The following is a 12,869-nucleotide window of genomic DNA, read 5'->3' as shown; positions in this document are numbered from 1 at the left end:
CCGGGTTTCGGCTAGAACTTCACCGCCAGTCGCGTGAAGATGCCGTGCTGGGTCGCGTCATAGCGGAAGCCGCCGTCCGTGTAGTCGGTGTAGAGCGCCTTGTAGCCGAAAGACGTAGCGATCGTTTCGGTCCAGTTATAGCCGACCGTCGCGGTTCCCTGCAGCGTGATGTCCGAGGCGACGCCGAAGCCGCCGACATCGGCCATGACGTCCACGAACCATTTGTCGTTGATGTCATAATGCATGGTAAGGCCGACGATCGGATCGACCCAGCTTTGCGAACCGCTGCGACTGACCGCCGGGAAGAACACGGGATCGATGTCGAGTTCCACCCTGTTGTGCTGGTAGCGAAGGCCGCCCGTCGCGTAGAGCTGCATGTTCTCGACGTCGACCGGGAGCTCGTAGCCGACAAGCGCTGTCGCCACGATCTGCGTCTGTTCGAAGTCAGCGGTTCCGCCGAATGGGCCGACATCGGCGTCGGTCGAAATCTTGGCCCACATGAAGTCGGAATAGAGCAGCCAGCTATCACCGACCGCTTGAAACGATCCGGCGAACACACCGTCCAGATCCTCGAGTACGTCCAGCGGCGAGACGTCGACCGCCGCGGCGGGAAGGCCGCGGACGCCGATGTCGCCATTCAATCCCGCCAGCCAGCCGTCGAGCGTGACCTGGTACGTCCAGCCGCTGTCGACGACGACCGGTCGAGGCTCCGACATGTCGGCTGCGGCCGCAGGTGCCGCTGCGAGAGCCAGAGCCAACCCGCAATAAGCGCTTTTCATTTCAATCATGCCAGCAGTCCCCGATCTCCGTGGCTCCGGCAATTGCCGGAATTGATTCCCGGCGCAAGAATAGCCTATCCCGGCAGAAATGCCCGTATGTTACCGTATCATCTATTCCCGCGGACTACTGGCGCGACCATTTCTGCGACTCGCAGACGACCTTCATCACGCAGCCCTTGAGGGTGACCGTGTCGCCGGAGACGCTGATGGTGCCGTTGTAGGTCTTCTTCGCGTCGGGATCGGTGATCTTGCCGGAATAGCTGCCGCCGTCGCCTTCGAACGCGCCGATCTTCTCGCCGGCATGCCTGCCGCTCTTCAGCGTGATGCAGAAGCCGCCGCCGCACGGCTCGATCGCGGCGGTGTCGCCGAGCGTCGTCTTCCAGTTTCCGACGATCGGCTCGGCTGCGCTCGCCAGTCCGGTCGATATCAGCAGCGCTATGGCGGAGATCAGAATGGGTTTCATGGCAACGTCCTCGCATGGTTGGCCCATCGACGGACCGATGTCCCGAATGGACCACACATCCCCCGCCGACCGCAAGAAACTCGCCGTATGTTACTGTAACCTACATGGTGTCGGCCGGATTCTGTGTCATGTTCATGACGACTGCGCGGATGTCCGGGAGGCGATGGAATGAAATACGACACGGAGTTCGCCAAGCGCAGGTTTCCCGAGCAGGCGCATGAGATCGACGCGCTTGCCTCCCGCAATGAAAGTTTCCGAGAACTGTGCAACGACTTTTCCATCGCGGATCGTCTCGTGCGGAACTGGGACTCGTCTACGGCTCCGGAACGAGACGACCGTTACGCCGAGGCGCTCGAACTCATGGATGGCCTCGGCAAGGAAATCCACATCATGCTGGACCTCGCCAAGGTCGTGCCATTCCCTGTCGCCCGTTGAACGCGCGATCTCCGCATCATCGCGGCACTGCGGTTGCTACAAAGAAGGACCAGACATGCTTCGACTGATGGCGATCATCCTCATCTTCGCGGTCGCCCTGATCGTGGCGGCTTCGACAGCCTGGGGTTCCCTGGCCCTCTGGTATCGGCTGTCCCTGCCTGATGCCGGACGGGCAATTGCCGCTGGCGTCTTCCTCGTCTTCGGTCTCTTCACCGTAGCGGCGCTTGCCAGCCGGTTGCGCATGAGAGCCATCCTTTCATTCGCTGTCATCTTCGCCCTGGTTCTCTTCTGGTGGAGCTCGATCAAGCCGGAAGCGAACGCTGCATGGGCACCGGATGTCGCCCGGCAGGTCACGGGTCGTGTCGACGGAAATTCGCTGACCTTGACGGATGTCCGGGACTTCGGGTGGCGAAGCAATTCCGACTTCACGGAGCGCTGGACGACGCGGACCTACGATGTGGGCAAGGTGAAGACCGTCGACCTGTTCATGTCCTACTGGGCGGGGCCGAAGATCGCCCATGTCATCTTCAGCTTCGGCTTCGAAGGCGGCGAGCAACTGGCCTGGTCGATCGAGGTACGCCACAAGGAGGGTGGCGCGTTTTCTCCCCTTGCCGATCTCTTCAAGAACGACCCATTGGTGATCCTTGCCGCGGACGAACGCGACGTTGTCGGCGTCCGCTCCAACGTGCGTCGCGAGGACGTCCAAATCTATCGGCTGAGAGCCAGTCCGGAGCAGGCACGAAATCTGCTACTCGAATACGTCGCCGAGGCCAACGCCCTTGCCCAGACGCCGCAGTTCTACAACTCGATCACGTCGAACTGCACGACGACCGTCGCCAAGCTGATGCGTGTCGCCGGAGATAAGGTGCCGTTCGACTGGCGGCTGATCGTCAACGGCTATCTTCCCGACTACGCCTATGACCGGGGAGCCATCGACACATCGATGCCGCTCGCCCGGTTGCGAGAGATTTCCAAAATCGACGAGCGGGCGCGGGCGGATGGATTATCGCCCGACTTCTCGAAGGCAATTCGTCTCGGCGTGCCCTCCCCGGCCGCCGTCGCGACGCCGTAACCTACAGTAACATACGGAGGAAATCGCGTTGATGGAGGTATGGTGCGCCCTGTCAGAAATCCGCGAGGCGCAGTTTCACCTACGCCCTCAACCAGGACGGAACTCATGAAGCTCAACAAGCTCATTCAGCACTTTCAGAAACTCGCGACGGCCACGGCCCTCCTGACGATGGTGGCCGCACCAATGCTCGCTCCGACCCCGGCCGAAGCCCGCCGTGCGGTGGCTGGCTGCGGAGCCAGAGGATGTGCAGCCGTCGGCAGTCGCGGTGCTGTCGCAGTCCGTCGGCCGCCCGTCATGCGTGGCGTCGTCGTCGTGAACCCTCGCCGTTATTGGCCCGCGGGCGGTGCGATTGCGGCGGGAGCTGCCATCGGCTTCATCGCCGGCGCGGCGGCGGCCTCGGTCGCCGGCACGCCGCCGCAGTCCGGCATGTGCTGGTATTATACCGACAGCACCAAGAAGACAGGTTTCTGGGATGTCTGTCCGCGATAACACCGCGAACAACACAAGTGTCTGTCGCATTGACAAGCTACTGTCTGCCTCCGGGGCGTGTGACCGCGCATCGATGTCGGAATGCTTAGGGGGAAGGTTTTGAGCTTGTTTAACTCATCGACTGCTGGTCGTATCCGGCGACTTCTTCCATGCCTTGCGCTGGTCGTACTCGCTGGTTGTGGCGGACACCCGAAAGACGTGCTGACCCCCGTTGCGGACACCGTGCCGGAGACCAGCCGCGTCGACATGCTGGTCGCGACGACGCGCGCCCGATCGACCGTCCCCGGCCAGATGTTCACGGGCGAGCGCGCCAGGACGCCGTCCTTCGCCGAGATGAGAGTTTCACTGCCCAGGGTCCGCAAGGAGGGTGACGTCGCCTGGCCAAAGAAGCTGCCTTCAAATCCGGAAACCGACTTCGCCACGCTGAAGGCCGACGATCTCAGTCTCGATAGCGCGAAAGGCTGGCTGAACGCCTCGGTTAGAAGGAACCCCGACCACAGCGTCCTGGTCTTCATCCACGGCTTCAACAACCGCTTCGAAGACAGCGTCTACCGCTTCGCCCAGATCGTCCACGATTCCAATGTCCGCAGCACGCCGATCCTTGTGACCTGGCCATCGCGCGGCAGCCTGCTGGCCTACGGCTATGACCGCGAGAGCACCAACTACACGCGCAACGCCCTTGAAACGCTGTTCCAGTATCTCGCCAAAGACGGAGAGGTGAAGGAAGTCAACGTTCTGGCCCACTCGATGGGTAACTGGCTGGCGCTGGAAGCGCTCCGGCAGATGGCGATCCGCAATGACGGTCTTCCGGCGAAGTTCAAAAATGTGATGCTTGCGGCCCCTGATGTGGATGTCGATGTCTTCCGCTCGCAGATCGAGGACATGGGCGACCCGCATCCGCAGTTCACGCTGTTCGTCTCGCGTGACGACAAGGCACTTGCCTTCTCGCGGCGGGTCTGGGGCAACATCCCGCGCCTGGGGTCGATCGATCCTGAAACCGCACCGTACAAGGCTGAACTCGCCGACTACAAGGTCTCGGTGATCGACCTCACGAAAATCAAGGTCAGCGACGATCTCAATCACAGCAAGTTCGCAGAATCGCCGGAAGTCGTCCAGCTCATCGGCGCGCGGCTATCCGAAGGGCAGACGCTGACGGACAGCCGGGTCGGTCTCGGCGACACCATCCTGGCCGGAACAACGGACGTGGCCGCTGCCGCCGGAAGTGCCGCGGGTCTCGTGCTGACCGCCCCCGTCGCGGTGCTTGACGCGGATACGCGCGGCAACTACGCCAATCATGTCGGCGGCCTGACCGGACAAGTCAGCGGAAGGCAGAAGATTGCGGTCAAGAACTGCGCAGCAACGCCGACCGACCCGGCGTGCCGAAAGCAGCGATAACAGGAGGCGTCCGCTTGAGTTCGATCGCCCTTGGCACGCTCGTCTTCATCTGCCTGTTCGGGGCCGCGCTTGTCGGCATCCTGGTCCGTGACCGCCTGCCAGCCCATCACCTGGATGCCGAATCCAAGGACGTGATCCGCCTGTCGACGGCGGTCGTCGCCACGTTGTCTGCCCTCGCCCTCGGGCTGCTGATCGCCTCGGCGAACAACGTCTACAACAACGCCGAAGCCGAACTGCGGACCTCCGCTGCCCGCTTGTTGCTGCTTGACCAGGTGATGGCGCACTATGGTCCGGAGACGGCGGATGCGCGCAGCCGGCTCCATCGTCTCGTCGAGAACCGACTGGTTCAGGGATGGGGCACCGCGGCCGAGCAGGCGGCCAGCGAACCATATGATGAAAACCAGGGCATCGAGCCCGTACAGGGCGAACTTCGCAACCTGGTTCCGGCGACCGGGCCGCAGCGCCTGCTTCAGGCTCGCGCGCTCGATATCAGCGGCCTTCTGGCCGAAGCCCACTGGATGCTCGTCGAAAGCAGTTCGGAAGGGTTGCCGACCGCGTTTCTCGTGATCCTCGTCTTCTGGCTCGCGTGGCTGTTCCTGACCTTCGGGCTCCAGGCTCCGGCCAATCCGACCGTGATCGGCGTCATGCTGGTCTGCTCGCTGTCGGTGGCAGCAGCGATCTTCCTTGTCATCGACATGGCGCATCCGTATCTCGGCGTTATCCATGTCTCGGATGAGCCGCTGCGGGCAGCGCTTGAGCACATTGCCTCTCGACAGTTGCGCTAACCTCGATGGTTGTTGGATTCTCGAAATGGCAGGAATGGCTGACGGGACACACACCGAAAGATCGGGGCGCTCCGGCGACGTCACGGGTCGCCCTTACACCGTACAGTGCGGTATCGTTCCCCGCAGGGTTCTGACGCTGCAACACAACACCTCCCGGCTGCGAAAAGCATCGTTCAACTGTGGACGAAATGCTCTTCGAGAGGTAGGTTGCAAAAGGGGCTTTCAATACAAGCAGTAACCGTCACGCGTATTCTGTGACAGGTGGGGGAAATGCACAATGCAGACCTCGGTGTCGCCGCCGGATGAGCGGCCAGAGCGCCCCTGTCCGACCCATGAGGAGGTCAGGGCGCAGCTGGAGCGGATCCTTTCCAGCCGCGAGTTTCCCAGCGGCGGACGCGGCGCTGCCTTCCTGAAATATGTCACCGAGGAAGCGCTCGCAGGCCGGGCGCACCGTCTCAAGGCGTATTCGGTCGCCATCGAAGTGTTCCACAGAAGCGCAGGCTTTTCTCAGGACGATCCCGTCGTTCGGATCGAGGCCGGACGGCTGCGCCGGGTCATCGAACGCTACTATCTCATTGCAGGGCAGAACGATCCGATCCGCATCGACATCCCCAAGGGCGGCTACGTGCCGACGTTCACCTGGAATGACGCGCCGACGGACGACACCGACGACGAGCCGAACGAAGATCTCATCGCACGCCAGGCGTTCGGGTGGCGGCGTTTCGGCTGGCCGGTGCTGGCCATGTTCGTGTCGTTCCTCTGCGTCGGGCTCGGCTATTACGCGGGCGTTCTGACGGGGCCAGCCACCGGTCGGTCCGCCGGGCAGATTCCGCACGAGCCGACGCTCGTGATCGCACCCTTCGCGGCACTGGGCGACGGCCCGCAGGCTGCACGCTATGCCGCCGGTCTGACCGAGGAGCTTCTCACCGCCCTTCCCCGCTTCAAGGAGATCACGGTCTTCGGCCGCGAGACATCGAAGGCACTGCCCCCCGGCATCGGGGCATCGCAGGTGCGGGACGGCCTCGGCGCGCGCTACCTCCTCGCAGGCGGGGTCCGCGTTGCGGGCGGCAAGGTCCGCGTCACCGTGCGCCTCGTCGATACCTCCGACGGATCGATCCTGTGGTCGCAAGACTACGACGAGGTTCTGGACACGCACGAACCATTCGCCATCCAGTCCGACGTCGCCAGCAAGGTGGCGACCGCCATCGCCCAGCCTTATGGCATCATCGCGAAATCATTGGCGGCCAACCCGCCGCCGGACGATGTTGGCGTCCATGACTGCACGCTGCGCTTCTACGCCTACCGCGAGGAGCTGAACCCGGAAGCGCATCTGATCGCCCGCGACTGCCTTGAGAGCGCGGTGGCGCGTTTCCCTGCCTACGCAACGGCTTGGTCGATGCTCTCGATCATCCATCTCGACGAAGGACGGTTCGAGTTCAATCCGCAGAGTGACAAGGGTCCCGCGATGGAGCGCGTGCTCGATTCGGCGCGCCGAGCGGTCTCGCTCGAACCCGGCAACACACGCGCCCTGCAGGCGCTCATGACGGCTCTGTTCTTCAACAACGAGACGAAGGAGGCGTTCGAGGTCGGCGAGGAAGCGCTCGCCGCCAACCCGAACGACACGGAGTTCCTCGGAGAGCTTGGAACGCGCGTCGCGTTCTCGGGGCAATGGCAGCGTGGCGCGGAACTGCTGGATCGTGCGATCAAGCTCAACCCCGGCGGAGCCGGATATTACTTCGGGACGCGCGCCCTGATCGCCTGCATGCTCCACGATCATGACAAGGCGGTGCGGCTGATCCGCAAAGCCGACCTGAAGAAATTTCCGCTCTTCCACGGCGTTGCGGCGGTCATCTACTCCGAGGCCGGGCTGTTAGCAGAGGCGAAGCGCGAGGGCGAGGTGTTCATGAAAATGCGCCCGGACTATCTTCCCAATATCGTCGCCGAGAACCGCAAGAGAAACCTGCCGCCGAATGACAGCATGCGGATGATCGCAGCGCTTCGACGGGCCGGGCTGCCAGTGCCAAGCGCGACGGATGTCGAAGCCCAGTTCAGGATTTCCTACGCCCCAGACGGCCGGTGAACGCCGTATGCTACAGTAACATACGTTTCTTTTCCGGCCGTTTCCGTCACTCTCCCGGCGCATGAGGTGGTTCCACTTTGACCCACCGCCACCTCGGCATCAGATGGAGACCAGTGCAATGGCAATGACCGCATCGACCCTGCTGCGAAAGGCAACCCTGACGCTCGCTGTCGCGGTGACGTTCGGCATGGCGGCCGCCGCCTACGGCCAGGATTCCAGCGCCGATCTGGCCAAGAAGCTTTCGAACCCCATCGCCTCGCTCATCAGCGTCCCCTTCCAGTTGAACTATGACCACGGCTATGGCCCGCTCGATGGCGACAAGACTACGCTGAACATCCAGCCCGTGATCCCAATCTCGCTGAACGCCGACTGGAACCTGATCTCCCGCACGATCCTGCCCGTGACCTACCAGGACGACATCGCCGGGCCATCCGGATCGCAGTTCGGTCTCGGCGATACCGTCCAAAGTTTCTTCCTGTCTCCTGCCAAGCCGACCGAGAGCGGGATAATCTGGGGTGCCGGTCCCGTGTTCCTGATCCCGACCGCGACCAACGATTTGTTGGGCGGCGAGAAATGGGGCGCAGGTCCGACCATCGTCGCGCTGAAGCAGGACGGCCCCTGGACCTATGGCGTGCTCGCCAACCACATCTGGTCGTTCGCGGGCAATGAGGATCGCAACGACATCAGCAACACGTTCTTGCAGCCCTTTCTCTCTTACACGACACCGACCGCCTGGACGTTCGCGCTGAACACCGAATCCACCTACGACTGGAAGGCGAATGAATGGTCGGTGCCCATCAATCTGACCGTCTCCAAGCTGGTGAAGGTGAACGAGCAGCCGATCAGCCTGACCGCCGGGCTTCGATACTGGGCGGCGGCTCCCGATAACGGTCCCGAGGGGCTTGGCGTCCGGCTCGGGCTGACGTTCCTGTTTCCGAAGTAGGCTCACAACACGCGAACAGACATCGAGGGCGTACTCACATGACTAAGGCTCGTTCGGTGCTGTTCGATCGGTGTCCGCGTCTCATAATTTCTCCTGCTACCCTTGCGTGCATGATTGCACGCTGTGAATCGAAGGGACGTTCAAATGCTTACGAAACGCGATCTGCTTCGCTCTGCTGCGATGGCCGCACTCGTCGCCGCAACGGCGAAGTCCACCACCGCCGCCGCACAGGACAAAACCGAATGGCCAAGCCTGCTGGAGGCCAAGGACATCGCCGAAGAAGGCTTCATCTACGGCTTGCCGCTTGTGATGAACTATGCCGTCATGCAAGAGTTCGCCGTGGATAGGAACTCGGGACAGTTCAAGGCACCGTTCAACGAAATCCAAAACGAGCACAAGGTTTCGACCCCGGATGACACGGCGGTCATCACGCCGAACAGCGACACGCCTTACTCGTTCATCTGGCTGGATCTGCGCGCTGAACCGATGGTTGTCTCGGTGCCGGCGATCGAAAAGGACCGCTACTATTCGGTCCAGCTCATCGACGGCAACACCTACAATTTCGGCTACGTTGGAAGCCGCGCCACGGGGACCGAGTCCGGCGACTATCTTGTGGTCGGCCCCGACTGGAAAGGTGAAACGCCCACCGGAATCAAGCAGGTCTTCCGATCGACGACGCCGTTCCCGCTTGCGCTTATCCGCACCCAACTCTTCAACCCCGACGACATGCCGAACGTCGAGAAAATCCAGGCCGGCTACAAGGCGCAAGCGCTTTCCGCCTTCCTCAATCAACCTGCACCGCACGCTGCGCCGACGATCGAGTTCCTTCCTGCCACCACTGCCGGGATCAAGAAAAACTTCTTCCAGTATCTCGACGCGGCCCTGCAATTCGTCCCTGAGACGTCGAGGGACAAGGCGATCCGGGCAAAACTTGGGAAGATCGGCATCGGTCCCGGCAAGACCTTCGAGTTCAAGGATCTGTCGCTCGAACACAAAGCCGCAATCCTGGTGGCGATGAAGCAAGGCAACGACAAGGTCGACAAATGGCTGGCCAACGGAAACAAGGACATCAACGGCTGGAACGTCGGCTCGTTCTTCGGCGACGAGGCCTTCTTCAACGGCGATTGGGTGATGCGGGCCGGGGCTGCCAAGGGCGGTCTCCTTGGCAACGATGCCGTGGAAGCCATGTACCCTTATACCCGAACGGACGCGACCGGTGAGCCGCTCGACGGCAGCAAGCACAAGTACACCATCACCTTCGCACCCGGCCAGTTGCCGCCAGTGAACGCGTTCTGGTCCGTTACAATGTATGACGGCAAGAGCCAGTTCCTGGTCAAGAACCCGATCAATCGCTACCTCATCAACTCTCCGATGCTACCGGCGATGAAAAAGGACGCGGACGGTTCGCTGACGCTATACATCCAGAAGGACAGTCCCGGTGCGGACAAGGAAGCAAACTGGCTTCCGGCCCCGGATGACAAAATCTATCTCGTGATGCGCCTGTATTGGCCGAAGCCTACGCAACCCTCGATCTTGCCGGCGGGCGAAGGGACATGGCAGCCGCCGGGTGTGAAACGGGTGTCATAGAAGACGCTCGTATCCCGCCTCTCCTACGCAAGCTCGCTGCGACGCGTCGCTTTTCCAGTCAGAAAGGCAGGCAACTAAGCGCGGCCTCGAACAACGTTCTCTCAACCAAATTCACTGGCACAAACTAATCTAATTCGACATCAGCGTCAGTTTTTATCAATGAAAACAGTTAGCCTGAATCCAGGTTTACGTGGCGAGCGAGAATTTTTCTTCATTCTACACCACCCATAAGTGCGGGCTGGATACCGCTAAGCGCGGATTCTGACGGCATAAACGCGGACTGGCAGTTTGTAGGCGCTTTTATGCCGCCGACGGCAGGGCCCTTGGGCGCACACTTCTAGCAACCTACGTCCTCTTCCGGGCAAGATTGATTTGCCACCCAACCATTACTTGCGAGTCCTTCGAACACAGCCCTACGATCTCTGATCGGTGCAGATGAGTATCTCGCGGCCCGCGCGGTGCATCATGCAAGGATTGAATTTTTGCCTGCACCGCGACGAATCTTCATAATGTACAGTCGCCGTGACGAAGTCCTTCGGCCCTCAGACGCAAGTTGGCGAAGATTGCGCGAGGGCCAGCCCTACGCGGGCAATCCAATAGGAACCGCACCCTCTGGCGACAGCCTACCTGTGCCATCATGGTCCCTACGCGCTACGATACCTAAACGCTTCGACGAAGGCGGCGAATGCCGAGGAATGATTGCGGCGGCTGGGATAGTACAGATGGTAGCCCTGAAACGTCGGACACCATTCCTGAAGAACCTCCTTTAGCCTGCCTTCCTCCAGTTGCCGGCGAACAAGGTCTTTCGGAGCGTATGCAAGCCCCACCCCATCGACTGCTGCATCGATCGCGGATCCGATATTGCTGTAGACCAGCTGACCGTCGACACGGACGCTGAACTCACGCCCATCCTTCTCGAACTCCCAGGCGTAAAGCCCACCTGATGTCGGCAGGCGCAAGTTCACGCAGTTATGCTCGGCGAGGGCCTGAGGGCTTTCCGGAGCAGCACGCCGTTCAAAATATTCGGGCGAGCCGACCACGCAGTAGGATACGTCAGGACCGAGGCGGACAGCCACCATGTCGCGGGCAATCGCCTCACCCAGTCGAACGCCGGCATCGAATTGGCGCTCAACGATATTGGTGAATCCGTTATCAACAATGAGCTCGACAGTGATGTCGGCGTACTCCCGGAGGAATGCCGGAAGCCTGGCCCGGAAAACCAAATCCACGGCGTCGTCGGGACAGACAATCCGAACATGGCCGGAAGGCTTGTCGCTCATCGCTTTCAACGCCGCGATCTCGGCGGTGATGCCCTCGAAGTGGTGTTCTATACTTTGCACCAGCCGATCTCCGACAGCAGTCGGAGCCACGTCTCGGGTCGTGCGCGAAAGGAGACGGATTCCGAGCCGTTCCTCCAGCGTTCGGATTGTGTGGCTAAGTGCCGAGCGGGTCACCCCGAGCTTCGCGGCCGCACGCGTGAAGCTGCGCTCGCGTGCCACCTCAAGGAAAGCCCTCATCTCTGTAAATTCATCCCGCCTCATTGTTGAATCTCCTTCACCACGGCGTGCAGACTATGCCTCCTAGTGGATCAACCGCAACCCGGTTATCTAAAGCGTGACGAAAAGAGAGCGAACGACGATGACCGAACTGACGTTGAACGAAAGCTTCGAGGCGGAGCAGGAGACGACACCGTGGAGTGCCGTAGCTTGCTTGTCGCTCCTGACGTTTCTTCTGGTTGGGCTAGAGTTCATGCCAGTCAGCCTTTTGACCCCGATTGCCCAAGACCTGTCCATCACCGAAGGCCAGGCTGGACTGGCGATCGCGGTATCAGGGTTCTTCGCGGTCTTCACCAGTCTGTTCGGCAACAAACTGTTGAGCACATTGGACCGGAAAACAGTCGTCCTGCTCTACACGGCAGTTCTAACCGCTTCGAGCCTGGCCGTGGCGCTTGCGCCCACCTATCTCATCTTCCTGCTCGGCCGGGCACTGGTCGGCGTCGCCATAGGAGGCTTCTGGTCCCTTTCGACTGCGATTCTAGCGCGTCTCGCTTCGGGGGGAGATCTTCCGAAGGCAATTGCCCTGCTTCAAGGCGGAACGGCGATGGCGATTGTTACGGCCGCTCCGCTGGGGAGTTTTCTCGGCGGTCTGATCGGCTGGCGAGGCACCTTCCTCATCACTGTTCCGCTCGGCCTGTCGGCACTTATATGGCAAATGGCAGTCCTGCCGAAGATGCCCCCTGTGGCAGCCATATCCGTTGTGAACATGTTCGGATTGCTGCGAAACCGCACCTTTGCCATTGGGATGGGAGCCACAGCGCTTGCTTTTATCGGCATGAACTCTCTGTCGATCTACCTTCGGCCGTTCATGGAAAGCGTGACCGCCCTCGAACTCAACTCGCTGTCCATGGTCCTGCTGGGCCTGGGCGTAGGAGGGCTGGTGGGGACGTTCGCCATCGGCTTGGTGCTTCGTCGACACCTCAACGCCGCTCTCATCGGACTTCCGAGCCTACTTGCGATCATTGCTCTCCTTTTGATCGTCGTCGGCCCATTCAAAGGCATCACCGCCGCATTGCTCATCCTGTGGGGAGTGTTTTCCACACCCATCCCTGTGGTTTGGAACACGTGGATGACCAGGATCATCCCGAGCGATCTTGAGGCAGGAGGCGGATTGCAGGTCGCCCTCATCCAGCTCGCAATCGCTGGCGGCGCGTCTGCTGGAGGCGTATTATTCGACACTATCGGATGGTGGAGCGCGTTCATCCTCGCCGCAATCTTGCTCGTCGGATCCGCGGCTCTTGCCGCCCTGGCCCGGCCCCGCATCTGAAACTTCTCACAAATCAAT

At 61.2% G+C, this 12,869-nt stretch carries 12 protein-coding genes; 9 read left to right on the top strand and 3 right to left on the bottom strand.

Annotation, left to right across the window (positions count from 1 at the left end; genetic code table 11):
• Positions 1 to 11: 11 nt before the first annotated feature.
• Positions 12 to 788 carry a hypothetical protein gene (locus ACSQ2W_RS13190; RefSeq protein ID WP_436086644.1) on the bottom strand — a complete coding sequence of 259 codons (777 nt, stop codon included), beginning with the start codon at positions 786 to 788 and terminating at the stop codon, positions 12 to 14.
• 115 nt (positions 789 to 903) lie between these two features.
• Positions 904 to 1,242 carry a DUF2147 domain-containing protein gene (locus ACSQ2W_RS13185; protein ID WP_436086643.1) on the bottom strand — a complete coding sequence of 113 codons (339 nt, stop codon included), beginning with the start codon at positions 1,240 to 1,242 and terminating at the stop codon, positions 904 to 906.
• Between the two features lie 168 nt (positions 1,243 to 1,410).
• On the opposite strand from ACSQ2W_RS13185, the gene ACSQ2W_RS13180 reads away from it, so the two are divergent.
• From ACSQ2W_RS13180 to ACSQ2W_RS13145, 8 genes are all read left to right on the top strand, one after another.
• Entirely contained in the window at positions 1,411 to 1,677 is a 267-nt protein-coding gene (locus tag ACSQ2W_RS13180) for a hypothetical protein (RefSeq protein ID WP_436086642.1), read from the top strand.
• A 55-nt stretch (positions 1,678 to 1,732) separates the two neighbouring features.
• Positions 1,733 to 2,749 carry an Lnb N-terminal periplasmic domain-containing protein gene (locus ACSQ2W_RS13175; RefSeq protein ID WP_436086641.1) on the top strand — a complete coding sequence of 339 codons (1,017 nt, stop codon included), beginning with the start codon at positions 1,733 to 1,735 and terminating at the stop codon, positions 2,747 to 2,749.
• 105 nt (positions 2,750 to 2,854) lie between these two features.
• Entirely contained in the window at positions 2,855 to 3,238 is a 384-nt protein-coding gene (locus tag ACSQ2W_RS13170) for a hypothetical protein (RefSeq protein ID WP_436086640.1), read from the top strand.
• A gap of 81 nt (positions 3,239 to 3,319) precedes the next feature.
• Positions 3,320 to 4,633, top strand: a complete 1,314-nt coding sequence (locus ACSQ2W_RS13165) for an alpha/beta hydrolase (protein WP_436086639.1) — start codon at positions 3,320 to 3,322, stop codon at positions 4,631 to 4,633.
• Positions 4,634 to 4,647: 14 nt separating this feature from the next.
• The gene (locus tag ACSQ2W_RS13160; RefSeq protein ID WP_436086638.1) at positions 4,648 to 5,418 is read left to right on the top strand and encodes a DUF4239 domain-containing protein; all 771 of its coding nucleotides are present in this window, start codon (positions 4,648 to 4,650) and stop codon (positions 5,416 to 5,418) included.
• A gap of 277 nt (positions 5,419 to 5,695) precedes the next feature.
• Positions 5,696 to 7,498, top strand: a complete 1,803-nt coding sequence (locus ACSQ2W_RS13155; protein WP_436086637.1) for an adenylate cyclase — start codon at positions 5,696 to 5,698, stop codon at positions 7,496 to 7,498.
• 187 nt (positions 7,499 to 7,685) lie between these two features.
• Positions 7,686 to 8,441, top strand: coding sequence for a transporter (locus ACSQ2W_RS13150; protein WP_436087777.1), 756 nt, complete (start codon positions 7,686 to 7,688; stop codon positions 8,439 to 8,441).
• Between the two features lie 144 nt (positions 8,442 to 8,585).
• A complete protein-coding gene (locus ACSQ2W_RS13145; protein ID WP_436086636.1) occupies positions 8,586 to 10,028 on the top strand; it encodes a DUF1254 domain-containing protein in 1,443 nt (480 codons plus the stop codon).
• 644 nt (positions 10,029 to 10,672) lie between these two features.
• Here the strand turns inward: ACSQ2W_RS13145 and ACSQ2W_RS13140 are convergent.
• Positions 10,673 to 11,569, bottom strand: coding sequence for a LysR family transcriptional regulator (locus tag ACSQ2W_RS13140; RefSeq protein ID WP_436086635.1), 897 nt, complete (start codon positions 11,567 to 11,569; stop codon positions 10,673 to 10,675).
• A 97-nt stretch (positions 11,570 to 11,666) separates the two neighbouring features.
• On the opposite strand from ACSQ2W_RS13140, the gene ACSQ2W_RS13135 reads away from it, so the two are divergent.
• Positions 11,667 to 12,851 (top strand): MFS transporter, encoded by a 1,185-nt coding sequence (locus ACSQ2W_RS13135; protein ID WP_436086634.1) that lies wholly within the window; start codon positions 11,667 to 11,669, stop codon positions 12,849 to 12,851.
• The last annotated feature ends 18 nt before the right edge of the window (positions 12,852 to 12,869 follow it).

Source organism: Pararhizobium sp. LjRoot255 (assembly GCF_964252905.1).
In the GTDB taxonomy this organism is placed as follows: domain Bacteria; phylum Pseudomonadota; class Alphaproteobacteria; order Rhizobiales; family Rhizobiaceae; genus Pararhizobium.
The sequence above is the reverse complement of the archived record's forward strand: the minus strand, read 5'-3'. Positions and strand labels throughout refer to the sequence as shown.

Coding starts and splice junctions, on each gene's coding strand:
- ACSQ2W_RS13190 (WP_436086644.1), bottom strand. CDS start 788: ATGATTGAAATGAAAAGCGCTTATTGCGGGTTGGCTCTGGCTCTCGCA.
- ACSQ2W_RS13185 (WP_436086643.1), bottom strand. CDS start 1,242: ATGAAACCCATTCTGATCTCCGCCATAGCGCTGCTGATATCGACCGGA.
- ACSQ2W_RS13180 (WP_436086642.1), top strand. CDS start 1,411: ATGAAATACGACACGGAGTTCGCCAAGCGCAGGTTTCCCGAGCAGGCG.
- ACSQ2W_RS13175 (WP_436086641.1), top strand. CDS start 1,733: ATGCTTCGACTGATGGCGATCATCCTCATCTTCGCGGTCGCCCTGATC.
- ACSQ2W_RS13170 (WP_436086640.1), top strand. CDS start 2,855: ATGAAGCTCAACAAGCTCATTCAGCACTTTCAGAAACTCGCGACGGCC.
- ACSQ2W_RS13165 (WP_436086639.1), top strand. CDS start 3,320: ATGCTTAGGGGGAAGGTTTTGAGCTTGTTTAACTCATCGACTGCTGGT.
- ACSQ2W_RS13155 (WP_436086637.1), top strand. CDS start 5,696: ATGCAGACCTCGGTGTCGCCGCCGGATGAGCGGCCAGAGCGCCCCTGT.
- ACSQ2W_RS13150 (WP_436087777.1), top strand. CDS start 7,686: ATGGCGGCCGCCGCCTACGGCCAGGATTCCAGCGCCGATCTGGCCAAG.
- ACSQ2W_RS13145 (WP_436086636.1), top strand. CDS start 8,586: ATGCTTACGAAACGCGATCTGCTTCGCTCTGCTGCGATGGCCGCACTC.
- ACSQ2W_RS13140 (WP_436086635.1), bottom strand. CDS start 11,569: ATGAGGCGGGATGAATTTACAGAGATGAGGGCTTTCCTTGAGGTGGCA.
- ACSQ2W_RS13135 (WP_436086634.1), top strand. CDS start 11,667: ATGACCGAACTGACGTTGAACGAAAGCTTCGAGGCGGAGCAGGAGACG.